Annotated in this window: 26 protein-coding genes; 8 read left to right on the top strand and 18 right to left on the bottom strand. The window is 67.3% G+C overall.

Annotated features, from left to right (window positions below; genetic code table 11):
- Window positions 1-2: 2 nt before the first annotated feature.
- Both ACNA7R_RS00355 and ACNA7R_RS00350 read right to left on the bottom strand, forming a co-directional pair.
- The gene (locus ACNA7R_RS00355; protein WP_416281534.1) at window positions 3-1,076 is read right to left on the bottom strand and encodes a methionine synthase; all 1,074 of its coding nucleotides are present in this window, start codon (window positions 1,074-1,076) and stop codon (window positions 3-5) included.
- Window positions 1,073-2,077: a 5-methyltetrahydropteroyltriglutamate--homocysteine methyltransferase gene (locus ACNA7R_RS00350; RefSeq protein WP_416281533.1), complete on the bottom strand. Its 1,005-nt coding sequence runs from the start codon at window positions 2,075-2,077 to the stop codon at window positions 1,073-1,075. The genes ACNA7R_RS00355 and ACNA7R_RS00350 overlap by 4 nt, the downstream gene beginning before the upstream one ends.
- 156 nt (window positions 2,078-2,233) lie before the next feature.
- Here ACNA7R_RS00350 and ACNA7R_RS00345 point away from each other — a divergent pair, with 156 nt between their 5' ends.
- The gene (locus ACNA7R_RS00345; protein ID WP_416281532.1) at window positions 2,234-3,061 is read left to right on the top strand and encodes a VOC family protein; all 828 of its coding nucleotides are present in this window, start codon (window positions 2,234-2,236) and stop codon (window positions 3,059-3,061) included.
- A 27-nt stretch (window positions 3,062-3,088) separates the two neighbouring features.
- Here the strand turns inward: ACNA7R_RS00345 and ACNA7R_RS00340 are convergent, their stop codons facing one another.
- The 9 genes from ACNA7R_RS00340 to ACNA7R_RS00300 form a co-directional block, all read right to left on the bottom strand.
- Window positions 3,089-4,309 carry a PQQ-binding-like beta-propeller repeat protein gene (locus ACNA7R_RS00340; RefSeq protein WP_416281531.1) on the bottom strand — a complete coding sequence of 407 codons (1,221 nt, stop codon included), beginning with the start codon at window positions 4,307-4,309 and terminating at the stop codon, window positions 3,089-3,091.
- 54 nt (window positions 4,310-4,363) lie between these two features.
- Entirely contained in the window at window positions 4,364-4,969 is a 606-nt protein-coding gene (locus tag ACNA7R_RS00335; protein WP_416281530.1) for a HemK2/MTQ2 family protein methyltransferase, read from the bottom strand.
- Entirely contained in the window at window positions 4,969-6,135 is a 1,167-nt protein-coding gene (locus tag ACNA7R_RS00330) for a mechanosensitive ion channel domain-containing protein (protein ID WP_416281529.1), read from the bottom strand. The genes ACNA7R_RS00335 and ACNA7R_RS00330 overlap by 1 nt, the downstream gene beginning before the upstream one ends.
- Before the next feature lie 79 nt (window positions 6,136-6,214).
- A complete protein-coding gene (locus ACNA7R_RS00325) occupies window positions 6,215-7,054 on the bottom strand; it encodes a 16S ribosomal RNA methyltransferase A (protein WP_416281528.1) in 840 nt (279 codons plus the stop codon).
- Window positions 7,055-7,127: 73 nt separating this feature from the next.
- Window positions 7,128-7,601, bottom strand: a complete 474-nt coding sequence (locus ACNA7R_RS00320) for a universal stress protein (RefSeq protein ID WP_416281527.1) — start codon at window positions 7,599-7,601, stop codon at window positions 7,128-7,130.
- Window positions 7,602-7,722: 121 nt separating this feature from the next.
- Window positions 7,723-8,313 carry a DUF655 domain-containing protein gene (locus tag ACNA7R_RS00315; protein ID WP_416281525.1) on the bottom strand — a complete coding sequence of 197 codons (591 nt, stop codon included), beginning with the start codon at window positions 8,311-8,313 and terminating at the stop codon, window positions 7,723-7,725.
- A gap of 45 nt (window positions 8,314-8,358) precedes the next feature.
- A complete protein-coding gene (locus tag ACNA7R_RS00310) occupies window positions 8,359-8,715 on the bottom strand; it encodes an RNA polymerase Rpb4 family protein (protein WP_416281524.1) in 357 nt (118 codons plus the stop codon).
- 6 nt (window positions 8,716-8,721) lie between these two features.
- The gene (locus ACNA7R_RS00305) at window positions 8,722-9,030 is read right to left on the bottom strand and encodes a 50S ribosomal protein L21e (RefSeq protein WP_416281523.1); all 309 of its coding nucleotides are present in this window, start codon (window positions 9,028-9,030) and stop codon (window positions 8,722-8,724) included.
- A 108-nt stretch (window positions 9,031-9,138) separates the two neighbouring features.
- Window positions 9,139-9,420 carry a hypothetical protein gene (locus tag ACNA7R_RS00300; RefSeq protein WP_416281522.1) on the bottom strand — a complete coding sequence of 94 codons (282 nt, stop codon included), beginning with the start codon at window positions 9,418-9,420 and terminating at the stop codon, window positions 9,139-9,141.
- Window positions 9,421-9,498: 78 nt separating this feature from the next.
- Here ACNA7R_RS00300 and ACNA7R_RS00295 point away from each other — a divergent pair, with 78 nt between their 5' ends.
- Both ACNA7R_RS00295 and ACNA7R_RS00290 read left to right on the top strand, forming a co-directional pair.
- Complete coding sequence (locus ACNA7R_RS00295; protein ID WP_416281521.1) at window positions 9,499-10,668, top strand: cystathionine gamma-synthase; 1,170 nt, start codon at window positions 9,499-9,501, stop codon at window positions 10,666-10,668.
- A gap of 401 nt (window positions 10,669-11,069) precedes the next feature.
- The gene (locus ACNA7R_RS00290) at window positions 11,070-11,750 is read left to right on the top strand and encodes an MBL fold metallo-hydrolase (protein ID WP_416281520.1); all 681 of its coding nucleotides are present in this window, start codon (window positions 11,070-11,072) and stop codon (window positions 11,748-11,750) included.
- Between the two features lie 3 nt (window positions 11,751-11,753).
- Here ACNA7R_RS00290 and ACNA7R_RS00285 read toward each other — a convergent pair whose 3' ends face one another.
- Window positions 11,754-12,872, bottom strand: coding sequence for an RNA ligase (locus ACNA7R_RS00285; RefSeq protein ID WP_416281519.1), 1,119 nt, complete (start codon window positions 12,870-12,872; stop codon window positions 11,754-11,756).
- A gap of 119 nt (window positions 12,873-12,991) precedes the next feature.
- Between ACNA7R_RS00285 and ACNA7R_RS00280 the strand changes: the two genes are divergently transcribed.
- Complete coding sequence (locus tag ACNA7R_RS00280) at window positions 12,992-13,432, top strand: hypothetical protein (protein ID WP_416281518.1); 441 nt, start codon at window positions 12,992-12,994, stop codon at window positions 13,430-13,432.
- 48 nt (window positions 13,433-13,480) lie between these two features.
- Window positions 13,481-14,155 carry an RNA ligase partner protein gene (locus tag ACNA7R_RS00275; RefSeq protein WP_416281517.1) on the top strand — a complete coding sequence of 225 codons (675 nt, stop codon included), beginning with the start codon at window positions 13,481-13,483 and terminating at the stop codon, window positions 14,153-14,155.
- A gap of 27 nt (window positions 14,156-14,182) precedes the next feature.
- Here ACNA7R_RS00275 and ACNA7R_RS00270 read toward each other — a convergent pair whose 3' ends face one another.
- The 3 genes from ACNA7R_RS00270 to ACNA7R_RS00260 all read right to left on the bottom strand — a co-directional run bounded on the left by ACNA7R_RS00270 (window position 14,183) and on the right by ACNA7R_RS00260 (window position 16,032).
- Entirely contained in the window at window positions 14,183-15,466 is a 1,284-nt protein-coding gene (locus tag ACNA7R_RS00270) for an MFS transporter (RefSeq protein WP_416281516.1), read from the bottom strand.
- 117 nt (window positions 15,467-15,583) lie between these two features.
- Complete coding sequence (locus ACNA7R_RS00265; RefSeq protein ID WP_416281515.1) at window positions 15,584-15,850, bottom strand: elongation factor 1-beta; 267 nt, start codon at window positions 15,848-15,850, stop codon at window positions 15,584-15,586.
- 2 nt (window positions 15,851-15,852) lie between these two features.
- Complete coding sequence (locus ACNA7R_RS00260; RefSeq protein ID WP_005560033.1) at window positions 15,853-16,032, bottom strand: HVO_2753 family zinc finger protein; 180 nt, start codon at window positions 16,030-16,032, stop codon at window positions 15,853-15,855.
- Between the two features lie 150 nt (window positions 16,033-16,182).
- Here ACNA7R_RS00260 and ACNA7R_RS00255 point away from each other — a divergent pair, with 150 nt between their 5' ends.
- From ACNA7R_RS00255 to nhaC, 3 genes are all read left to right on the top strand, one after another.
- A complete protein-coding gene (locus tag ACNA7R_RS00255; RefSeq protein WP_416281514.1) occupies window positions 16,183-17,541 on the top strand; it encodes a hypothetical protein in 1,359 nt (452 codons plus the stop codon).
- A gap of 70 nt (window positions 17,542-17,611) precedes the next feature.
- Window positions 17,612-17,809 (top strand): hypothetical protein, encoded by a 198-nt coding sequence (locus tag ACNA7R_RS00250; RefSeq protein ID WP_416281513.1) that lies wholly within the window; start codon window positions 17,612-17,614, stop codon window positions 17,807-17,809.
- 149 nt (window positions 17,810-17,958) lie between these two features.
- Entirely contained in the window at window positions 17,959-19,395 is a 1,437-nt protein-coding gene (nhaC, locus tag ACNA7R_RS00245; RefSeq protein ID WP_416281512.1) for a Na+/H+ antiporter NhaC, read from the top strand.
- A 168-nt stretch (window positions 19,396-19,563) separates the two neighbouring features.
- Here nhaC and ACNA7R_RS00240 read toward each other — a convergent pair whose 3' ends face one another.
- From ACNA7R_RS00240 to ACNA7R_RS00230, 3 genes are all read right to left on the bottom strand, one after another.
- Complete coding sequence (locus ACNA7R_RS00240) at window positions 19,564-20,646, bottom strand: AI-2E family transporter (protein ID WP_416281511.1); 1,083 nt, start codon at window positions 20,644-20,646, stop codon at window positions 19,564-19,566.
- Between the two features lie 98 nt (window positions 20,647-20,744).
- Complete coding sequence (locus tag ACNA7R_RS00235; RefSeq protein ID WP_416281510.1) at window positions 20,745-21,209, bottom strand: DUF302 domain-containing protein; 465 nt, start codon at window positions 21,207-21,209, stop codon at window positions 20,745-20,747.
- Between the two features lie 58 nt (window positions 21,210-21,267).
- Window positions 21,268-21,966, bottom strand: a complete 699-nt coding sequence (locus ACNA7R_RS00230; protein ID WP_416281509.1) for a type II CAAX prenyl endopeptidase Rce1 family protein — start codon at window positions 21,964-21,966, stop codon at window positions 21,268-21,270.
- Window positions 21,967-21,970: the final 4 nt, after the last annotated feature.

Genomic DNA, 21,970 nt, shown 5'->3' with positions numbered 1-21,970 from the left:
TCTCAGTCGTCCGCGGGCGCCGGCTCGCCGCGTTCGACGTCGATCTCGCCCGCGTCGAGGGCAGCCTCGACGTTGCGGGCGGCCTCGACCATGTTCGCCATCTTGCCGTAGGCGACCTCGCGCGGGAGGAGTTTTACGCCACAGTCCGGCGAGACGACGAGCTGTTCGGGCGGGACGACCTCGAGTCCTTTCTTGATGTTCTCCTCGATCTGCTCGACCGATTCGACCTCGCCGACGTGGACGTCGGTGACGCCGAGTGCGAGATCCGCAGTGAACTCGGGATCCTTGAACACGTCGAGCTGGTCGTAGTCGCCGTTGGCGAGCTCGAGGTCGAACTCGTCGACGGGGAACTCGAGGATCTCGGGGTAGATCCGGGAGTAGTCGCCGTAGCAGACGTGGAGGCCGATGCGGACCTCCTCGGGGATGTCAGCGACGATGTGCTCTAAGGCCTCGCCGACGATGGCGTGGTCGTCGGGCGTCGTCGCCAGCGCGGGCTCGTCGATCTGGATGTAGCGGGCGCCGGCGTCGACGAGCTTCTCGATCTCCTCGTTGACGAGGTCCGCGAGCGCCAGGGTGAGTTCGTCGTCGTCGTCGTAGGCCTCGTTGAACGACCAGTTCGCCAGCGTGTAGGGTCCCGTGATCGGGACCTTGACGGGACGGTCGGTCGCCTCGGCGACGAACTCGTACTCGTCGACGAGCCAGCTATCCGTGTACTCGACCTCGCTCACGACGGAGGGTTTGTCGAAGTAATTGTGTCCCCAGACCTTGACGGGGCCGTTGAACTCGTAGCCCTCGATCCGGTGGGCGAAGAACTCGACCATCTCGTTGCGCCGCATCTCGCCGTCGACGACGACGTCGAGTCCGGCGCGCTCGTGTTCGTTCGTGATGAGCCGGGAGGCGTCGTCGAGGGCCTCCTGGTAGTCGTCGTCGTCGAAGCCGTGGTCGGGGTCCTGGTGGAGTTCCTTCGCGCGGTTGAGCCACTTGGGCTTGGGATAGGAGCCGACGACGGTCGTCAGCAGGAAGTGGTCGTTCTCGTGATCCTCGGGTCGGAACTGATCCTTGTTCTCGTTTGTCATGCGGCTTTCACCTCCGCGAGGTCCGCGGCTTCCGCGAGGACGGCGAGTTTCTCCTGGAACTTCGCGTAGGGGAGGTAGAACGTCTCCGTGTTCGTCGTCAGGTAGACCGTCTCGAACTCCGAGACTGGGACCTTGTCGTACACCCAGTCGACGCGGTCGCGGATCGCCTCGGCGTCCTCGAGGAGGGTGTTCTGGCCGTCGGCCAGGCCGAGCGAGAGCTGGTCGGTCGCGCCGTACTCCTGGAGGTTGTAGACGTTGTCGTCCTGCTCGGTGACGAAGTCGAAGCCGACCGCGTCGATGTCGGCGTCGAGCAGGTGGGCGTAGACCTTCTCCTCGAGCGCGCCCCAGTAGGGCTGGACGACGACGTCGGCGTCCGTCGCGCTCGCGACCTGATCGATCGCCTCGCTTGCGCGCTCGTCGACGCCGTCTTCGGGGGCGTTCTCGACGAGCGACGGCTCGAGCAGGAACAGCGTCTCGTGGTCGGGGAAGGCGTCGACCTCGCCCGCGAGGAACTCGCCGACCGCCGCGAGGAACTCCTCGTCGTCGCCGTAGTGCTCGTCCGTTGCGAGGTCGGCCAGGGAGTACGGACCCGGCAGGACGGCCTGCAGGTCGTCGCCGCCCGAAAGCTCCGATGCGGCCTCGAGCTCCTCGGCGACGTCGCCCGAGAAGTCGAGGTCGCCCTGCACGACGGGGTCGCGGTAGAAGTTGTTGTTGTCGTAGTAGCGGACGATCCCCTGGGTGTCGACGGCGTCGTGGACGGCCAGCGGGTGGGCGAGCATGTCGTCCCAGCGAAGCTGGCCCTCGCTGATCCGGTCGAGGCCGGCCTCCTGCTGTACCTCGATCACTTCCTCGCGGGCCTCGTCGTAGGCCGCGGTGATCTCCTCGCCCTCGTCGCCGCTGACGAGGTCGCCCTTCTGGTGACCCTTCAGATCCGAGAGGTCGTCTTTCGCCCAGTCCGGGAGCGGAAACAGCCCCGGCGTGGTCGAGACGTATTCGGTCATCGTGAGCGCGGCTAGGCTATGCCGATGCTTAATATTTTCCATACCGATTGATACGTGGGAGTAATTACTGCAGGTCTCTCGGGCTCGACCGATTCGCGACCGGCGGCGACACGGACCAGCGGCGGGAGTTATGCCCTCGGCGCACGGATCGCGGGTATGGCTCTCACCGTCGATCACGTCCCTTTGGCGTTCGCGGACCTCGAGGCGATCACCGCGGAGTTCGAGCGACTCGGCCTCGCGCCCGACTACGGCGGCGCCCACGACAACGGCGTCACCCACATGTCGGTCCTCGGCTTCGACGACCGCTCGTACGTCGAACTCATCGCCGAGCGCGACGAGGGCGACCACGACTTCTGGCCCAGGCACATCCGCGCCGACGCGGGGCCAGCGGCGTGGTGCGTCCGGGTTCCCGATATCGTCGACGAGTGCACGCGGCTGCTCGAGCGCGGCGTTCCGGTTCGCGGCCCCCTACCGGGTGCTCGCGAGCGCGAGGACGGCACCCTCGTCGAGTGGGATCGCGCGGAGTTCGGCCGACCCGATCGACGGCTCCTGTTCCCGTTCGCCATCGCGGATCGAACGCCCCTCCCGTACCGGGTCGCCCCCTCGCCGAGCGTCGCCGGCGGGCCGCTCTCGGGGATCGGCCAGGTCGTCCTCGCCGTCTCGTATCTCGAGGACGCGATCGAGCGGTTCGAAACCGCCTACCGGTTCCCGACGCCGGTTCGCGAGGAGGTTCCGGAGTTTGGCACTGTCGCCTCGGTCCCCGGCCAGCCGGTCGCGTTCGCCGCGAGCGACGAGGGCTGGCTCGCCGATCGACTCGAGCGGTTTCCCGACGGCCCCTGTAGCTGTCTCCTCGCGACCGACGACCTCGCGGCCGCGCGGGAGGCGTACCCGCTGGGCGACCCCCTCGAGTGGCCTGACGGCCGCGTCGCCTTTTTTGGCTCCGAACTGCTGGGCCGACAGCTGGGCGTCGTCGAACGGGTCTGAGAACGGCGAGCCGTGCTCGAGTCGGCGCTACTCGAGCGCTAGCAGCGAAAATTCGTCGTCGACCTCTGCGACGACGTAGCAGACGCCGTCGTCGAGCACCGGGCCGCGACCGACGTGGCCGTCGAACTCGTGTTCGAACCGAATCGCGGGCCCGTCGCTCGGATCGCCGGTCGGCGCGGGATCGAGCGCCCAGAGGCGGTCGCCGCCGACGAACACCGTCTCGCGACCGACGACCGGCGCCGTGCGGTTCGTGTCGCCGATGCCGAACGTCCAGCGCTGCGTCCCCGAGTCGGCGTCGATCGCCCGCAGCGTGCTTCCGGCGGCGGCGAGGACGAGGCCATCCGTGACGGCGAGGCCCGTCGAGACCTGTCCCGTTTCCGCAGACCAGACCGTCTCTGAGACGGTGTTTCCGGTGTCATCGACCGACAGCGCGTACGTCTCGCCGTCGTGACACGGGATGTAAACGACGTCCTTGTCCGCGGTCGGGGAACCCCTCGGCCGGGCCGGCAGCTCCCACCGGGCGTGCGCGATGCCGTCGTACAGGACGTACACCATCCCCGCCTCGGTCGCGACGGCGACACCGCGAGGACCCGCGTAGGCCGGGTGGTCGAGGACCTGACCCAGGAGGTCGCGTCGCCAGCGCTCGGAGCCGTCCTCGGGGTCGAGTTCCAGAATCCGTTCACCGACGCCACAGAGCACCCCGTGGCCCCTGATCGTCGCCGGCGCCGTAACGCTGCCCGGCGCGTCCAGCTCTCGGCTCCAGATTTCGTCGCCGGTCTCGGCCTCGAGGGCGGAGACTCCTTCGTGAGTCGAGACGTAGGCGGTTCCCTCCAGCAGGAGCGGGGGTTTCCACACGTCCTCGGCCGTCCACAGTTCGGTTCCGTCGCCGACGTCGAAGACGCGTAGTCCCCGGTTCTCGACGACGTAGACGCGCCCGTCGGCGACGATCGGTTCGTAGAAGCCGAGTTCGGCAACCTCGACCCGCCAGCGTTCGGAGACGCCGCCGACGGGTGCCTCGCCGTCCCCGACGGCCCGCGTGTTGGCGGCGTTGCAGCCGAAACTCGACCACGAGCCGTTGGCGCCGTGGACGCTGTTGCTCGGATCGGGTTCCCCGTCGACGCCGGCTGCGGGCGGTTCGCGGGGTTCTGGCGGTTCGTCGGCGTCGCCGCTCGTAAACTGCGAGCAGCCGGCGAACAGCGCGCTGCCGGGGGCAACGGCCGAAAGAAACGCGCGTCGCGAGGGAGTCATCGTGTTCCTCCCTGCCGAGGTGGGGGCAAGTGCTTTCTGCTCGCTCGAGCACCGTCAACGAAACAGCTCGAGCACCGTCAGCGTCTCGAAGGGGAAGGAGTGGTCGGCGACTGCCGCGGCGCTAAAGCCCTCCTCGCCCGCGCGCTCGACCACCGCGTCGACGTCGGTGAGGCTGCTGACCAGCAGGTAGACGGAGCCGCCCGGAGCGAGCACGCGGTCGACGCTCGAGAGGAACGGGTCGATGATCGCCCGACCGTCCTCGCCGCCCGACAGCGCCCGTTCCATCCAGTCGTCCCACTCGGTGTCGGGCTCGGTCGGCAGGTACGGCGGGTTGAACGCGACGGCGTCGAACGCGCCGTCGACGAACGGCGAGACCAGGTCGGCGCGGACGGCCTCGAGCCCTCTCTCCCGTGCCTGTCGAACCGCGTGGGGATTCAGGTCCGAGGCGATCACGCGGGCGTCGGTCTCTGCGGCGATGCGGCCGGCGACGTACCCCGAGCCCGTGCCGACCTCGAGGACGGTTCGCCCGGAGCCACCGCCTCGATCGGTACTTCCTCCATCGTCCGACAGTCGCTCACAGACCGCCTCCGCGAGCAGCTCGGAGTCCTCCGCCGGCTGGTACACGTCCGTTTCGAGTCCGCGTCGTTCTCGTAGGTCCATTATTCGTCCTCCGGTGGTGGCGTCGGCTGTCTGTCGTCGGTCGGCTCTCGGTCCGTTTGCGTCGTCGTCTCCGGTTCGCCCTCGTCGGCGACCCGGAAGCCGCCGGTCTCGGCCCGTCCCGAGAGTTCGCGCTGCGGGTACGGGATCTTGATCCCCTCGCGCTCGAACGCCGCCTTGATCGCGTGGATCGCGGCCGTCCGGGCCTCCGCGTGTCGCCTCGCGCTTGGCTTGTCGATCCAGAACCGAACGCCGAGGGTGATCGCGGAGTCGGCGAACGACTTCGTGACGACCTGCGGCGAGGGGGCGTCGATCGACTCCTCGAGGTCGCCGACCGTCTCCCGTGCGAGTTCGCTGGCGCGCTCGACGTCCGCGGCGTAGTCGACGCCGACGTCGACCTCGACCCTGAGCCGGCCCTGTTTCGAGCGGTTGGTGACGACCTCGCTGGCGATCACGTCGTTGGGGATCATGATGAACTCGCCGTCGAACGACCGAATTCGGGTGTTGATGATCGAGATGTCGGTGACGATCCCCTGGTCGCCCTCGACCTCGATCCAGTCGCCGATCTCGAACGGCCGGGCGAACATCAGGACGAAGCCGGCGAGAATGGTGCCAAGAACCTGCTGGGCGGCCATCCCGATGATGATCCCGAGGAAGCCGGCCCCGACGAGCAATCCGCCTAAGTCGTCGATCCAGAGCGCGAGGATCACGATCACCGAAACCGACAGGATGATCACCTGCGAGAGCCGGTGGGTGACCTCGCGCTGGTGGTCGGTCACGGCCGCCGCCGAGCCCAGCACCTCGTCGATCAGGCGGTGGACGACTCGGGTGACGATCAGCGCCGTGACGCCGATAACGAACGTGATAACCGCACGAGCGACGGCGTCGCCGCCGACGTCGTACTCCGAGGCGATGTACCGGAGCTGGTCGGTCTGTCCCCAGACGCCGACGATCGTCGCGAGCGCGAGCAGAAAGGTTCCGACCAGCACCGCGGTCGAGAGGATGTCGCTGTACAGCGGCCGCATCCGCCTCTCGAGGCGCTCCTGGAGGCGCTGGAAGGAGAGCACGACGGCGACGAGCGCACCGATCGCTACGAGCGTCACCGCGATCCGGAGCGGCGTCGCCTGGAAGACGTCGGCCAGCCAGTCCAGTCCCGTCGTCTCGGTCATCGTTCCGTTCTCGAGCGAGTCGGCGATCCAGCTACCTGTATCCGTCGGTCAGTTCGTTGCGCGAGCCGTTTCGATTGGATTAGCCGTCCGTCGGCTCGCCGACCTCGAGCGCGAGCGTCGCCAGTTCGGCGAACTCTGTCGGCGTCATCGCGTCGGCCCGTTTCCGGAGCAGTTCGTCGTCGGCCGCCTCGACGACCGCGTCGGGCGCACCGAGGTTCGTAATGTGGGCCGTGTTCCGAATCGCGTTCCGGATCGTCTTCCGGCGCTGGGTAAACATCGCCTTCACGAATCGGAGGAAAAACTCCTCGTCGCCGATCTCGTAGTCGGGCTCGCGGGGCTCGAGTCTGACGACCGCACTTCGAACCGCCGGCGGCGGCGAGAACGCTTCTTTTGGAATGGACTCGACCAGTTCCGGCTCGGCGTAGTGTTGGGTCGACACCGAGAGCCGCCCGTACTCGCTGGTCCCGGGATCGGCGACCATCCGTTCGGCGAACTCCTGCTGGAACATCAGGACGAGGGGGCGCTTCTCGGGCAGCAGTCGGAACGTGATCTCGCTCGAGACGCCGTATGGGAGGTTCGACACCGACGCCGAAAACTCGGGGAGGTCGACCTCGAGGGCGTCGCCCTCGAGCACAGTCAGCCGGCCGTCGTCGATCTCGTCGGCGAACTCCTCGTGGAGGAAGGCGGCGAGGTCGCGGTCGCGCTCGACGACGGTCACCGCGTCGGCGACCGCGAGCAGGCGGTCGGTCAGCGCCCCCGTTCCGCCGCCGATCTCGAGGAGGTGACTCGTCTCGGCGTCCGTCTCGGTAAGGTAGGTCGGCAGGCGATCGAGCACGCGGTCGTCGACGAGGAAGTGCTGGTCGCGGTCGGGATCGCCGCGAACGCCGGCGCGCGCGATCAGCCCGTCTGGGTCTCTCATTGGCGGGGCTAGCGGCGCGGTCGGTGTAAACGCACCGTCTCTGGCTGCGCTCGCCTCGCGAGTGAGCCGCGGTTCAGGACTGGTCGCGGACGTAGGTGACCGGACAGGGCGCGTTGAGCATGATCTGCTGTGCGGTGCTGCCGAACACCGCCTTCCCCGCCGGCGATCGCTTCCGGCCGCCGACGACGATGTTGTCGGCGCCGGATTCCTCCGCGATCCGGAGGATCTCCGACTGGCGGTTGCCGACCGAGGCCCTGATTTCGACGTCGATCCCGGCCTCCTCGAGCCGGTCGACGATCTCGCCGACCGGCTGGGTCTCCCGGGCTACCTTCTCCGCCGGCAGGTCCCGGCTCTGGACGTCGAATCCGATCTGGGCGACGGCGTCGGGGTAGCTCTGGACGTCGTCGTCGTACTCGTCGGAGCCGACGACGTGTGCGACCACGACCGTCGCGTCCGCCGGCTCGGCGACGTCGATCACGTGTGAGACGAGGGCGTCGACTCGGTCGCTGTCACCCGTTCCGACCGGGAGCAGAATCGTCGAGAGCATTGGTACTGATTGTCGTGGTCGTCTCTTAAAGATGAGGGATGTCGGATACGGAGGGTACAGCGCGGCGGAACCCGTTTTTCTCTCCGTTTACGGTTCGGTAGCCCGCCTCGGCGCTCGGCGGCTACTCCCCGTCCTGCTGGCGACCGACGAACGTGCGGTACTTCAGGTCGTCGTCGCGAAGCTCCTCGAGGATGCGCTCGACGAGGATGTCGCTGGGGTCGTGAAGACCCGAGACGCGCTCGGAGAGTTCCTCGAAGCTCTCGAACGGTTTCCGTTTTCGCTCGTCGAGGATGCCGTTTCGCAGCTTCTTCCCGATCCCCGGCAGGAGGTTCAGCTGGTGGAGCCGCAGCGTGATCGGCTGGGCGTCGTTGTAGAAGTCGACGAACCGCTCCTCGTTCTCCTCGACGAGGTCCTCGACGACGTACTCGAGTTCGCTCTGGGCTCCCGAGGAGAGTTCCTCGTACTCGACCGACTGACAGTCGACGACGACGTCTCGCTCGTCGGCCGGCTCGATGACGACCTCGCTGCCGATGGTGAGTCGGGTCTCCTCGTCGAACGCGACCTGGTAGAGCCCGAAGTCCTCGACGTCGAGGGCGTACCCCGCGGGCGACTTCGCGTACTGGGGCCGGCCGTCGTCGGAGAGCCCGTGTGCGAGGTAGTCCAACACGACTGCGCGTCGAACGTCCGTCTCGTCGCTATCGACTTCGCTCATTGGACGAGGGTACGGCGACGTTACACTTAAAGAATCGGCCCGCCGTCAGGCGTACTTCGCGACGACGTCGAGGATCTCGTCGAGTTCGTCGCCCGACAGCGAGTAGCGCTGCTGGGCGTACACCGATCGAAGCTCGTCCCGGTTGCGGGGCAGGAGGTCGGTGATCTTGTAGGCGGTCGGCTCGTCGACGTACTCGAGTTCCTGCAGCTCCGCGACGAGTTCGCGAGATTCCTCGGGCTCGAGGACCGCAAAGCGGTTTGCGTGTTCGATCGCTCGCGCGAGCTCGTAGCGCAGCTCGCGATCCTCGTCCATCGCGCGCTCGGTCTCGATGTCGGCGAGGAGCTCCTTGGTCTCCGAGACGGTCAGGTACTCCTCGTCGACGATCTCTTTGAAGATCGTCATCGGTTCTCAGACCTGAACTTCGTCCTGGTCTTGCGCGCGGAGGTGGGCGGCGGTGACAATCAGGGTCTTGTCCTTGCCGCCGTCGGTGATCTGCACCTTGAAGGCCTTGCCCTGTTTCCCGAGGACTTCGCCGGTGAGCCCGTCGAAGCGCGGGTGGAAGCGCCCGTTCTGGACGCTGGGGTCGATCTTCAGGTGGACTTTCTGTCCCGCATCGTACTGCTGGATCGCCCGCTGCGGCGGGGAGGCGCCGCGATCTCGCGGATTGTTCGAAAGCTTGTCCCGGGTCCCTTGACGAGGTCCATTAGAGTTCGGCATAGTCGTACGGCCCTCTTACTTCGTGATGGTTATAAAACGCACGTTCCGCCGTCGCGCCGGTTTCGAGCCGAGTCGGGCCGGCGAGAGCCCGGTGGCGCCCGCCGATCGTCACGGTTCCGAACGCGGGTTCGGCGGGACCTCGAGTCGTCGTCGCCGGATCGCCGAGCCGAACCCGGTCGCGCCTGCGACGAGCAGGACGCCGCCGACGCCCGCGAGAACGATCGTCTCGACCGGTGCCGACAGCAGCCCCGTCACGTAATAGCCTCCCAGAGATCCGACGAGGAACGCGAGGTGGATCGCGACGACGCTGGCGAGCACCCAGCCGTGACCGACGGCCGCGTACAGCCCGGCGACCGCGACGGTCTCTCCGACGGCGTGTCCCGTCAGCAACGCCAATCCGACCAGTCCGAGCGCGGCGCTCGCGGCGTATTCGTCAGTATAACCTACCTTCGCCGTGTCGGTCCGAGTATGGACGACGACCAATTCCGGTTCGAGACCCGATCGATCCACGCCGGGCAGGAACCCGACGCGGACACCGGCGCGCTGATGACGCCGATCCACGCCAACTCCACCTACGAGCAGGACGCCCCCGGCGAGCACCGCGGCTACGAATACTCCCGGACCGGCAACCCCACTCGGACGGACCTCGAGGAAAACCTCGCCTCACTCGAGAACGCCGACTACGGCCGGGCCTTCGCCAGCGGAATGGCCTCGATCAACACGGTGCTCAACCTGCTCGAGTCCGGCGACCACGTCGTGACGGGCAACGACGTCTACGGCGGCACCCACCGCATCTTTACCCAGGTGTACGAGGACTACGATATCGAGTTCTCGTTCGTCGACATGACCGACCTCGACGCGATCGAGGCGGCGTTCCAGGAGAACACGGAACTGCTGTGGCTCGAGACCCCGACCAACCCGCTCATGTCGATCGTCGACGTCGAGGGCGCTTCCGAGATCGCCCACGCCCACGACGCGCTGTGTGCGATCGACAACACGTTCGCGACGCCGTACCTCCAGCGGCCGCTGGAGCTGGGCGCCGATATCGTCTCGCACTCGCTGACGAAGTACCTCGGCGGCCACTCCGACGTCGTCGGGGGCGCTCTGCTGACGAACGACGAGGAACTGGACGAGCAGTTCGGCTTCTACCAGAACGCCGTGGGCGCCACACCCGGTCCCTTCGACTCCTTCCTCGTCCTCCGGGGGACGAAGACCCTCCCCGTCCGGATGGATCGCCACTGCGAGAACGCCCGCGCCATCGCGGAGTGGCTCGACGATCACCCGGACGTCGATCGGGTCTACTACCCCGGCCTCGAGTCCCATCCCGGCCACGAGATCGCCCGCGAGCAGATGGACGACTTCGGCGGCATGCTGAGCTTCGAACTCGACGCGAGCCTCGAGGAGACGAGCGAGGTCGTCTCGAACACCGAGGTCTTCACCCTCGCGGAGAGCCTGGGCGGCGTCGAGAGCCTGATCGAACAGCCCGCGCCGATGACCCACGCCGCCATCCCCCGCGAGGAGCGACTCGAGGCCGGGCTCACGGACGGGCTCGTCCGGGTCTCGGTGGGGATCGAGCACGCCGACGACCTGATCGCCGACCTCGAGACGGCGATCGAGTCGGCGCTGTCCTCGCAGTAGGGTGTAGGACACGTTCGTTGTCGCACGAAGTCGCTGTTAGTACAGGTGAAATACCCCTCACGCCAAGTTACCCCACTTTTTCTGCGGTGGCGCGCGCTGGTGAGCGGTTCGAGCAGCAGCGAGAACCGCTCACTGACGCTGCGCGAGGGACGAGCGAGCACAGCGAGTGAGTCGGCTGGGGAGGGCGTGGCGCTCCCCTGTGGTCGTGTGAGCAGGACCTGCTCCCGGAGCGAACACCCCGAAAGCCCCTGGTCCGCTCGAGGGCTGCGGCTCGCTGCGGGCCACCCTCGCTCCGCTCGGCCGGTGCTTACGTCGCCGCTCCTCGAGCGGACCTCCGTCTCGCTCCGCGAGACGTCTCGGCGGACGCAACGCTTTCCTATCGTCTCGCCGAACCGCGAGTTATGACAGACGAGGATCCCGGCGTCTCCCTCCTGCCGATCACCGTCGACTACGGCGGGCGCGAGCTGACGGTCATCCCGACGGCCGTCGAGACCGACCGCGGGCTGGTCCTGATCGACGTCGGTCCACCGGGGGCGGTCGACGGGCTCCGAACTCACCTCCGCGGGCTGGGGTTCGAACTCGAGGACGTCTGGCTCGTCCTCGTCACCCACCACGACGGCGACCACGTCGGCGGGCTCGCGGAGCTGCTCGAGCACACCGATGCGGTCGTCGCGACCCACCCCGAAGAGGCGCCGTACGTCCGCGGCGAGCGGGACCCGATCAAGGGCGACGGCGACGACTACCGCCCGGTCGGGGTCGACCTCGAGCTCGTCGGTGGCGCCCGCGTGCCCACCGTCGCCGGCCCGATGGAGCTCGTCGAGACCCCCGGACACGCGCCGGGCCACGTCTCCCTCTACTTCCCCGACCACGACCTGCTGCTGGCGGGCGACGCGCTCGTCGCGGACGGCGACGAACCGCTCTCCGGCCCGAAACCGGAATTCACGCCCGATATGGAACGGGCGACGGCGTCGGTCGGCCGGCTCGCCGACCTCGAGGTCGAACAGGTCGTCTGCTTCCACGGCGGTCACGCCGCGGCCGACGACGAGCGGATCGCGGAGATCCACGCCGCCCTTCGGGAGTGACGATCACTCCTGGACGACGTGACCCTCGAGGTAGTTTTCGATCCTGTCGTTGCTCGACTGCACTCGTTTACAGAAGGTGAGGACTCGGTCGCCGTCCTCCCGGCGATCGCTCTCGATCTCGAGGGTCAGCCCCTGATCGCGGAGGTGCTCGAGCAGGACCTCGACGGTCTCGTGGCTGGCGCGGACGGTGTGGTGCTCGCCGACCGAACCCCCGTTGTCGACTGTTTCGATGGCCTCGCGCATCGACAGCAGGATCGCCTCCCCGAGTTCGCGGGCGCGCTCGCGGGCGTCCTCGTCACCCTCGTCCACCTCGATCGTCCGGAACCCCTCTCGCAGCAGCCGCCGGAACATGAACGGCTGTCCGTAGTCGAACGGCAGCGAGAACGCGTACGCGAGGTCGCTCCGGGTCGAGGCCGACGTCGTGTACTTCAGCAGCGTCGTCGCGTCGGGCGAGCGTAACACGACGCCCTCCCGGCTCTCGGCCTCGAGTTCCTCGACGATCCCAAGAACGTCGCCCGCGGCCTCCTCGACGTCGTAGCTGCCGAACAGCCGGGTCTGGGGGACGTCGTACCGATCGTAGCGCTCGCGGCGCTCTCCGACGGGGAGGGGCTCGCCGGACTGTCGATCCCGCCAGTCGAACGCCCGGAACGCGAGCGAGTCGACGTCGGGGTAGTCGTGAGCGGTATAGGGGTTCTCCGGGCCGATTATCTCGCCACAGACCATCGCCTCGGGATGGTCGTCGAACAGCGCTTCGAGGTCGACCAGGCGCTCGAGGATCCGCGTAGTAAAGGGACAGACCATCCCGCTGCGGGTAAACGCCAGGCGCTCGCCCTCGAGGCGAACGACGCGGACGTTGTAGCCGTTGAGCTTCTCCTCGACGACGACTCGATCCTCGAACTGGGTCGGAATCCCGGTCTCGAGGACGAGGGTACGAGGAACCTTCGGGAACCCGCGGACGACCTCGCCGTCGATCAGGACGGTCCCCCGCTCGACCCCGCGGCGGTAGTCCGGGACGTGGCGGTACTCCCAACCCTCGTAGCTGCGGTCCTCGAGATGATCCTCGAGGCCCTCGAACGCGGAGTCGCCGATCCCGAGCTCCCTGTGGTACTCGGTGTCACCCATCACGAACGGCTACCACACCGAGGGGGATAACTGCCGGGGCGCTCGAGAGGTACGGCTGGCGTTCCGGGCGAGGGGCTCGAAGCGGAATTCTCATCGGCACGGGGCGACAACTCGCGGCCATGCGAATCGAACTCCGCGTCTGCCAGCACTGTCTCGAGGGCGACCACGGCAACGAACGGCGCACCGAGGTTATCAACGACATGGTCGCCTGCGCGGAGCGGATCCGCGAGCACAAGGACGTCATCGACCTCGAGGAGGTCGTCATCCGGAAGGTCACTGAGACGGACCCGGGAAAACCCGAGTCGCTACCGGTCGTCTCGGCGACGATCCAGGACGACCAGATCGTACTCAACGACCTTCAGCTCGTCACCGAGGGGCCCGACGGGAACATGCTCATCTACGTCGACCCTCAGGACATCATGACCGTCCTCGCGGGCAACGTCGACGAGATCAGCAAGGCCGTCCACGAGGACGTCACCGTCGACCTTTCCTCAACCAGCGCGGAGATGATCTCGGAGGCCGACCTCGGTGCGCGGGGTCCGAACGCCGACGAACCCTGATCCGGCTGCGAACCCAGCTATTTCTCCCTCGAGGACGTACCCCCGTTCATGTCCGTCGACGCGTTCAAGCAGCGGTTCGTCCTCGACACGTCACTGTTTCTCACCGAGGAGATCCGCCGCGACGGCGAGTCGCTCGAGGACGCAGTGCTCCGGCTGCTCGAGCTGATCGCGAACGCCCGCCTCAACCTCGGCATCTCCTGTTACGTCCCGCCGACGATCCACGACGAGCTGACGACGATGCTCGAGGCCCGCGACGTGAGCGAGGAGGTCTACTCGAAGCTCAACACCTGGGTGATCCGCAAACACCCAGACCGCTACGCCGTCTCGATTCCAGCAAACGTCGTCTACAGCTTCGTCGCCGAGATGAGCGGTCGGGTCGACCGCGGACTGCGGGTCTCCGAGAAGGCGGTTCGTCGCGCCGAGGACAGCGCCGACGAACTCCTCGAGGACCACGAGCACAAGACCGAGGTCGACGCGGTGATCTCCGAACTGCGCGAAAAGTACCGCAACGCGATGCGCACCGGCGTGCTCGATTCTCGCGAGGACTTCGACCTGCTGATCCTCGCCCGCGAACTCGAGGCCGGCGTCGTCACCGAGGACCGGGGGATCATCGACTGGACGGAGGACTTCGGGCTGCGGTACATCCGCGGGCGGGAGTTCCCGGCCCTGCTCGAGCAGTACCTCACGGCGGTCGATCCCGACTCGAAGCGGACGATCGATTGAGCGATCGGCCGTCGCGCTCGGTTGCGCTCACCCCGACCGGGACCGTTCCCGCACCAGCAACCAGCAGGCACAGCAGAAGCCGACGGCCACCGTGACCGCGAGAATGCCGAAGGCGATCCGGTAGCCGAACTCGGTGTAGGCGACGGTGCCCTCGACGGTCTCGCCGGTCTGGTAGGCGTCGAGCGCGATCCCCATCGCCGTCGGCAGGATCGTGCCGCCGACGAACCCCGCCGTGTTGACGGTCGCGGTCGCGATTCCGCTCGCGCTCGGGGGGTATCGTTCCTTGACGACCGACAGCGACAGCATCGCGGCGCCGAAGAGGAACCCGCAGGCCAGATAGGAGACGGCGACGACCGCCAGCGGCGGTCGACCGAAGACGGGGACGGCCGCGAGCGCGACCGCGAACAGCCCGATTCCGACGGTCATCGGCAGCAGCCGTTGCTCGATCCGATCCGAGAACCAGCCGATCGTCGTCGGGCCGAGCAACACGCCGACCGACGCGAGCAGGGTGAAGTAGGAGGCCGTCGTCACGTCGAGTTCGTAGACGACGACGATGTAGGGGACGCCCCACATCCCGACGAGGGTTAGCATCGCCCCGTTGCCGGCGAAAAAGACGATCGACAGCAGCCACTGGTCGAGATCCCGCGCGAGCGTCCGCAGATGGTCGCCCAGCTCCGCGAGCGTGATGTCGGGCTGTTCGGGGACGCCCTCGATCGGCTCGAGCCCCGCCGCGGCGGGAGACTGGCGGGCGAAGACGAAGACGGCGCCAGCCGCGACGATGCCGACGACCCCGAGCGAGAGGATCGTCGACCGCCAGCCGAACTGGCCGACGGTGACGGCCAGCGGTGTCGTCGCGAGGATCGCGCCGAGGCCGGCGATACTCCCCGTGAGTCCGGCCATCGTCGCGAACTCGTCCGGGCGGTACCAGTTGGCACAGAAACGAAGGATCGAGACGAAGATGACGCCGCTGCCGAGCCCGATGAGCGCCCGCGAGGCGAACGCCGCGAAGTAACTATCGCTCAGGGCGAAGCCGACCGCGCCCAGGCTCAGGACGACGCCGCCGACCGAGCCGACGTAGCGGGGGCCGAGCCGGTCGGCGAGGACACCCGTGGGAATCTGGATGGCCGCGTAGATGAGAAAGAACGAGGCGTGGAGGGTTCCCAGCTGGGCCGCGGTCGTCTCGAAGTCGACCGTCAGCTCCTCGGAGATGACGGCCGTCGAGAGCCGGTGGAGGTTGACCAGCAGGAAGACGGTCGCCAGCGCGGCCCACGCGAGCCACCGGCGTTTCGTCGGGTCCGACAGAACGTTCACGCCGGAGGGGTTTCTCGAGGGATGAAGTAAGCGTTCGGAGACCCGTCGATCTTGCCGATTCGCGAGCGCGGCCGCTCCCGGGTTTGCGGTCGAAAAACGACTCTCGCTCGAGCCCGATTAGATGCGGCCGACGTTCTCGACGCCGACGCTCTCGACGCCCTCGACGTCCGAGAAGTTCTCCTCGACGGCCTCCGTGCCGCCCGAGCCGTCGGGGACGATGACGGTCGGGTAGAGGGCGATGAGGCCGAACGCGACGTCCTCGCGCTCGACACCGTTGATCTTGGCGCCCTCGGGGAGGGCGCTCTCGAGGCGCTCCTGGAGCGCGTCCAGGTCGATCTCGGGGCTGTCCGGCATGACCTTGATTTTGGCAGCGACTTTTCCCATTGTTATGGTCCGGTGAATCCGCAGTCGGGACACTCGTAGAGGTTGCTCTGCTTGCGACATTTGGCACAGCGGAAGACGCGCGTGCCGCAGTCGGGACACTTGAACGCGGCGGCGTTCGTGCCCGCGATGTTGATTCCACAGGAGACACAGGAGCGTCTGTCCTGCCCGTCCGTCGTACTCATACCCCTCCCTTTTTGCCCGTCGTTTTTAACCCTTGCGAGGTCGAACTCGTCGGCGGAACCTCCGCACAGCGGGAGTGAATCGCCCGCTTCCGCCGAAAGTGGGCCCGTCGAACTCAACATTCAAATTCGTGTAGCTCCAACCCTCGTCGAATGCGCCTCGACGACTACATCGAGAGCTTAGAGCCCGACGAGGAGGCCGAGCGGCGGCGGCTCGCGAAGGAGAAATCCTACGCGATCACCGACCACCTCGAGGAGTTCGAGCGCAACTTCGAGCGGGCGCTGTCGGGCGATACGCTCGTGGGGTCGACCGCGCCCTCGATCTTCGTCGGGCGGTCGAACTACCCCGACATCCCGATCGGGGTGCTCTCGCCGGTCGGGGACGAGGCTGCGGCCGAGGAGTACGTCACCGACGGCGAGTGGTACCGACAGGGGTACGGCATCGACGACGTGCTCCAGCGCCGGACCGGCCTGCTGAACTCCAACAAGCGCGCGACCGTCGACTCCCCGAGCATCGCCAGTCGGCTGGCGCCGACCGTCCACGACAGCTGGGACGGGTTCGTCGGCGTGCAACGCGAGGTCGCCATCGCGGATCGGCCCGTCGACCTCGAGATCGGTCTCGACGACAAACCGGATCTCGGCCTCGAGCCGGGAACGGACGTCGCGACCCCGCGGGGTCCCCGAGCGAACGCTCGAAACGCCGAACTGCGGGAGAACCCCCACGTTCCGCGCCCGATCAAGAAGACCCTCGAGGACGACGACTGGCAGGCCCAGGGCGCGATGACCTACCTCTACCGGCGTGGGTTCGACGTCTACGAGATCAACTCGATCCTCTCGGCGGGCGCCCTCGGCGAGCGCGACCAGCGCCGGCTCGTCCCGACCCGGTGGTCGATCACGGCCGTCGACGACACGGTCGGACAGTTCCTGCGCGGTCGCATCCGGAACGAGCCGAGCGTCGACGAGGTGCAGGTCCGGGTCAACGAGTACATGGGGAACCGATACTGGATCGTCCTCGCTCCCGGAAGCTGGGAGTTCGAACTCGTCGAGATGAAGGCCCCGGGCAGCATCTGGAACCCCAACCCCGACGACGAGGTCTGGCTCCAGAGCGCCAGCGAGGGGTACGAGGGGCGGACGAGCTACGTCGAGGAGACCGCGGGCGCCTACTACGCCGCCCGGCTGGGCGTCCTCGAGTATCTCGAGTCGATCGGTCGCCAGGCGAAGTGTCTCGTCCTCCGGGAGGTCAGCGACGACTACTGGGCACCGGTCGGCGTCTGGCAGGTCCGGGAGAGCGTCCGCAACGCCTTCGACGGCGTTCCGGGGGAGGCCAGTGACCTGGCCCTCGAGGATCGGGAAGCCCTCGCCGGCGAGTACGGCGAGGCCGAGACGTTCCACGATGCGATCGCCGGCCTCGCCCCGCAGCTACCGATCTCCGCGGCTCGGCTCCGACGCAAGTCCGAACTCGCCGCGGGACTCCAGTCGAACCTGAGCGCCTTCTCGAGCACCGACGGCTGATCGGTGCGCCCGGCCCCCGACCGGATTCCGGAACCGTCCCTTCTAAACCGACACCGGACGTGGAGGAACTATGTGGCTCTCGCTGCTCGGTCTCGAGCTCCTCCCGATCCTGGCGGTTCTCGCTCTTCTCGTCGGGGTCCCCGCCTTCGTCGTCGTCGTCCTCGCGGTCGTCTCGGGGTACATCCGACACGACGCGGAGCGACGGCTGGCTGCCCTCGAGGACGGCGACACCGACGACTCCGGCGACGAGTCGGACGGCCGGGAGTGACGGCTGCCGGAACTCCGATCGCTCGCTCGTTTTCCGCGTGGTACCACCCCCTCGAGTCGCGCGTTGAGACTGTGTGATCCGATAGCTGATCGCATGCTTTACAGTAATGCTTCGGTCTGCTTTTATTCCCGGAGAGCATAACGCGGCCGATGCCACGCGACTTCACACCGACGACGATCGACGACCTCGATCCGGATCGACGGCCCTCCGCTCGACTCGCCCTCGTACCGGTGTTCGCGGTCGTCGCCTTCCTCGGAATCGGGTCGGCGCTGCTGGGACTGGATCCCCACGCGCCGCTGCTGTGGAGCATCGTCTTCGTCGGCGCCTTCGGCTACTACCTCGGTTACTCCTGGGACGACCTCTACGACGGGATCGCCAACGGACTCCTGATGGGACTGCAGGCGATCCTGATCATCTTCACGATCTACGCGCTGATCGCGACCTGGGTCGACGCCGGGACGATTCCGGCGATGATGTACTACGGCCTCGAGTTGCTGACGCCGACGGTGTTTCTCCCCGTTGCGGCCGCCCTCGCGGCCGTCGTCGCGTTCGCCATCGGCTCCTCCTGGACCACCGTCGGCACCCTCGGCGTCGCGTTCGTCGGGATCGGCTCCGGACTCGGGGTCCCCGCCCCGATGACCGTCGGCGCGGTCATCTCGGGCGCCTACGCGGGCGACAAGCAGTCGCCGCTGTCGGATACGACCAACCTCGCGGCCGGCGTGACCAACACGCCGCTGTACGACCACATCTACCGCATGCGGACCGGAACCGCGATCGCGTTCGGGATCGCCGTCCTCGCGTTCGCCGGCCTGGGCCTCCGCGCTGGCGGCGCGGTTCCCGAAGGCCAGATCGTCGAGATCCAGACCGCCCTCGTCGACACCTACGCGATCTCGCCGCTGGTCTTCCTTCCGCTGATCGTGACCTTCGGGCTCGCGCTGTACGGCTTCCCGGCGCTGCCGACTCTCGTCGTCGGCACGGTCGCCGGCGTCGTCACGTCGATCCTCGTCCAGGGTGCCGGGTTCGTTCCCGCCTGGGAGGTCTTCATGGGCGGGACCGCTCCGGAAACCGGCTCGGAACTCGTCGACGGCCTGCTCGAGACCGGCGGCCTCACTGGCTCAGCCTGGACGATCACGGTCGTCGTCGCTGCGCTCGCGCTGGGCGGCTTGCTCGAGAAGACCGGCGTCCTGGCGGTGCTGGCCCACCGACTCTCGCAGGGCGTCACGAGTTCCGGCAGCCTGATCGCCGGAACCGGCCTCTCCGCGATCCTGATCAACGGGCTCACCGCCCAGCAGTACATGAGCATCGTCCTGCCCGGCGTGACCCTCCGCAATCTCTACGAGGAGTTCGACCTCGACAGCGACGAACTCTCGCGGGCGATCGAGGCCGCCGGGACGCCGACCGGCGCCCTGATCCCGTGGCACGCCGGCGGCGTCTTCATGGCCGGTGCGACCGGCGTTCCGACCCTCGAGTACGCGCCGTACTACCTGTTCGGGCTGCTGTCGCCGCTCGTCCTGTTCGCGATGGCGACGACTGGCCTGGGGATTCCCACGACGGGGCGCTCGGAGTCAGCCCAGCCCGCCGACTGACCGTCGCACGGACTACTGTATACGTCGGTTCCGACGCAGCCACGACCGTCCTGCGGTTGCGCCGGGAATCGGTGCCGCAACCGTATCATACGGTTTACTGTACGTCATTTCCGGCGCAACCGCGACCCGGGCGGCGGTTGCGCCGGTAAATCGTTACAGGAATCCGTATCAGTCGTCTGCGGTGCCAGGATCGGTGGCTGGAACGTCACGTGGCGCCGACTCGAGGCGAACGTCGTCGGCCGTGAGCGCGGTCTCGTTGAAGACGTTCAGCCCGGCTTTGAAGACGGCGAGCAGGACGGGTCCGAGGAACAGTCCCATGATTCCGAGCAGGTAGATGCCGCCGACGACGCCGATCAGGACGACGGCGGGGTGGAGTCCGGTGCGGCGGTCGACGAAGATCGCTCGCAGGTAGTTGTCGACGACCGACAGCACGGCGAGTCCGTACAGCAACAACGCGACTGCGGGGAGGGGACCCGCCGTCATCATGAGGTAGGCGACGGCGGGACCCCAGACGAGCCAGACGCCGATCGCCGGGAGGAAGGAGACGACGATCATGACGATGGTCCAGAAGGCGACGTTCGGGACCCCGAGCAGGTAGAGGCCGAGCCCGCCGAGCAGCCCCTCGACGACGGCGACGAAGACGTGGCTCTTGATCACCGCCCAGGTGACGACGTCGACCTCCGCGAACAGTTCGTCGCGCACCTCGTCCTCGAGCGGGGCCACGTTCCCCAGCCAGCCGACGAACGTCCGGCCGTCCGCGAGCAGGTAGTACAGCAGGAACACGAGCACCAGCAGTCCGAGCCCGAGGCGAACGCTCGCGTCGAGCAGTCCGACCAGCTCCCCCAGCGCGACGTCGACGACGCTGTCGAACGCGCCGTTTACCTCGGCGAGGAGCTGCGCCCGGGTCGCCGCGACCAGTTCGGGATCGATCCCGAGTCCGACCGCCCACTCGCTGGCCGTCTCGATAGCCGCGGTCTCGTCGAACCGATTCAGGAAGGAAAACACCGTCTGGACGGTGACGATCGACAGATAGAGGATCGGGATGACGGCGGCGACGATGGCGACGCCGGTGAGGGCGAGCGCCGACGGTCGCGAACCGATCCGTCGCTCGAGACGCTCGTGGGCGGGGTAGAGCACGAACGCGAGCAGCCCGGCTGCCAGTACGTACTGCAACAGCGGCGCGAGGATGAGCGTCGTGACCGCCGCGAGGGCGAGAAGCAGGAGGGCGAAGAACGTGGTTCTGACGTCCATACCCTACACACACCACGAATGTATGTAAATCTTGACTTTTAAGAAAAACAATGTAATGTCCGACGGTCGTCGGACGCCGTCTGCGGTCTCGAGGCGGCTCAGTCCGTCGTCTCGGCGTCGACGGAGTCGAACTTCTCGAAGGCCTCCTCGGTGAGATCGCCCGTCGTGTCGACGATGTCGGCCCACTCCTCGTTGTCGGGGGCGATGTCGAGCAGGCGCGCGATCTTCATGATCGAGAGGTGGTACACTCGCTGGCGGCCCGGTTCCTCCTCCCAGACGATCATGTTACACGGGAAGAGGCCGCCCATCCGCATCGTCTGGTCGAGCGCCCGGTCGGCGATCTTGGGATTGCAGGCACCCAGCACGTAGTAGGGATCGCGGTCGGCGTCGACCTTCTCGTTCAGGAGTTCGGAGGGAGAGAACTCGACGGGGATGCCGAAGCCGACCTCCTCGCAGACCTCGCGGACGTGTTCGATCGCCTCCTCGTGGTCCATCTCGAGGACGGCCTGTTTCTCGCCGACGTCGTCGGGATCGATCTCGGACGGGTCGATTGGCAGACTCATACGCGGACAGTTGGACGGGAGTCACTAAAGCCCCACCGCCGCGGCTGCCGTGTCTCCCTCAGATCGGGACCGGCAGCCACTCGAGGTACTGTAGAAACCGCGTCGGATCGAACAGCGGATCGTGCAGAACCAGCCAGTCGAGCAGGACGAGTCCGGCGCCGTGGGCGATCACCGACGGGAGGATGGAGTTCGACTTGTAGTCGACGGCCCCGAAGAGGACGTCCGTCGGCCCCGAGAGCAGGAACTCCAGTGGCGGTTTCGACATGTGGTGGATCATGTAGACGACGGGGCTGATCAGGACGGCCTTGAACCCGATCTCCCGGACGCCGACGCAGAGCAGTCCCCGGTAGTAGGTCTCGGCGGCCAGCGCCAGCGCGAACAGCTGGATCGCGTGAGGGATGAACTCGCCGGGTGCGGCCGAGGTCTCCCACATCGGGTAGAACGCCCGGATGGTCGGGAGCGTCGATCCCACGAGATAGAACGGGAGGACGAAAAGCGAGAGCAAGACGGCGTTGCGAACGGCGGTCCGGTTGACGGTCCAGCCGATGTGGTTGCCGTGGGTGATTCCGAGGGCGAGCGGGCCCCCGATCAGCAGGAGGCCGTCGACGACGACGCGGCGCTCGAGCTCGCCGGGAACCAGCTGCATCCACAGCAGGGTGAGGATTGCCCCGGTCAGCAGCGACTTCTGGAACCAGCTGAGCCCGTCGAGCCGGTCCGGAAGCCAGTCGACCCCGCCCCGTTCGCCCTCGGCCGACACGGGT

The organism is Natronococcus sp. (assembly GCF_047921035.1).
Lineage (GTDB): Archaea > Halobacteriota > Halobacteria > Halobacteriales > Natrialbaceae > Natronococcus.
Note: the sequence above shows the minus strand (reverse complement) of the source record. Positions and strands in the feature narration are given on the sequence as shown.

Excerpts from the sequence above, each read along its gene's own strand:
- nhaC (WP_416281512.1), top strand. The coding sequence starts at position 17,959 with ATGCCACGCGACTTCACACCGACGACGATCGACGACCTCGATCCGGAT.
- ACNA7R_RS00275 (WP_416281517.1), top strand. The coding sequence starts at position 13,481 with ATGTCCGTCGACGCGTTCAAGCAGCGGTTCGTCCTCGACACGTCACTG.
- ACNA7R_RS00325 (WP_416281528.1), bottom strand. The coding sequence starts at position 7,054 with ATGAGAGACCCAGACGGGCTGATCGCGCGCGCCGGCGTTCGCGGCGAT.
- ACNA7R_RS00250 (WP_416281513.1), top strand. The coding sequence starts at position 17,612 with ATGTGGCTCTCGCTGCTCGGTCTCGAGCTCCTCCCGATCCTGGCGGTT.
- ACNA7R_RS00260 (WP_005560033.1), bottom strand. The coding sequence starts at position 16,032 with ATGAGTACGACGGACGGGCAGGACAGACGCTCCTGTGTCTCCTGTGGA.
- ACNA7R_RS00340 (WP_416281531.1), bottom strand. The coding sequence starts at position 4,309 with ATGACTCCCTCGCGACGCGCGTTTCTTTCGGCCGTTGCCCCCGGCAGC.
- ACNA7R_RS00285 (WP_416281519.1), bottom strand. The coding sequence starts at position 12,872 with ATGGGTGACACCGAGTACCACAGGGAGCTCGGGATCGGCGACTCCGCG.
- ACNA7R_RS00255 (WP_416281514.1), top strand. The coding sequence starts at position 16,183 with ATGCGCCTCGACGACTACATCGAGAGCTTAGAGCCCGACGAGGAGGCC.
- ACNA7R_RS00335 (WP_416281530.1), bottom strand. The coding sequence starts at position 4,969 with ATGGACCTACGAGAACGACGCGGACTCGAAACGGACGTGTACCAGCCG.
- ACNA7R_RS00315 (WP_416281525.1), bottom strand. The coding sequence starts at position 8,313 with ATGAGCGAAGTCGATAGCGACGAGACGGACGTTCGACGCGCAGTCGTG.
- ACNA7R_RS00235 (WP_416281510.1), bottom strand. The coding sequence starts at position 21,209 with ATGAGTCTGCCAATCGACCCGTCCGAGATCGATCCCGACGACGTCGGC.
- ACNA7R_RS00355 (WP_416281534.1), bottom strand. The coding sequence starts at position 1,076 with ATGACAAACGAGAACAAGGATCAGTTCCGACCCGAGGATCACGAGAAC.
- ACNA7R_RS00320 (WP_416281527.1), bottom strand. The coding sequence starts at position 7,601 with ATGCTCTCGACGATTCTGCTCCCGGTCGGAACGGGTGACAGCGACCGA.
- ACNA7R_RS00310 (WP_416281524.1), bottom strand. The coding sequence starts at position 8,715 with ATGACGATCTTCAAAGAGATCGTCGACGAGGAGTACCTGACCGTCTCG.
- ACNA7R_RS00295 (WP_416281521.1), top strand. The coding sequence starts at position 9,499 with ATGGACGACGACCAATTCCGGTTCGAGACCCGATCGATCCACGCCGGG.
- ACNA7R_RS00330 (WP_416281529.1), bottom strand. The coding sequence starts at position 6,135 with ATGACCGAGACGACGGGACTGGACTGGCTGGCCGACGTCTTCCAGGCG.
- ACNA7R_RS00240 (WP_416281511.1), bottom strand. The coding sequence starts at position 20,646 with ATGGACGTCAGAACCACGTTCTTCGCCCTCCTGCTTCTCGCCCTCGCG.
- ACNA7R_RS00345 (WP_416281532.1), top strand. The coding sequence starts at position 2,234 with ATGGCTCTCACCGTCGATCACGTCCCTTTGGCGTTCGCGGACCTCGAG.
- ACNA7R_RS00290 (WP_416281520.1), top strand. The coding sequence starts at position 11,070 with ATGACAGACGAGGATCCCGGCGTCTCCCTCCTGCCGATCACCGTCGAC.
- ACNA7R_RS00305 (WP_416281523.1), bottom strand. The coding sequence starts at position 9,030 with ATGCCGAACTCTAATGGACCTCGTCAAGGGACCCGGGACAAGCTTTCG.
- ACNA7R_RS00350 (WP_416281533.1), bottom strand. The coding sequence starts at position 2,077 with ATGACCGAATACGTCTCGACCACGCCGGGGCTGTTTCCGCTCCCGGAC.
- ACNA7R_RS00280 (WP_416281518.1), top strand. The coding sequence starts at position 12,992 with ATGCGAATCGAACTCCGCGTCTGCCAGCACTGTCTCGAGGGCGACCAC.
- ACNA7R_RS00265 (WP_416281515.1), bottom strand. The coding sequence starts at position 15,850 with ATGGGAAAAGTCGCTGCCAAAATCAAGGTCATGCCGGACAGCCCCGAG.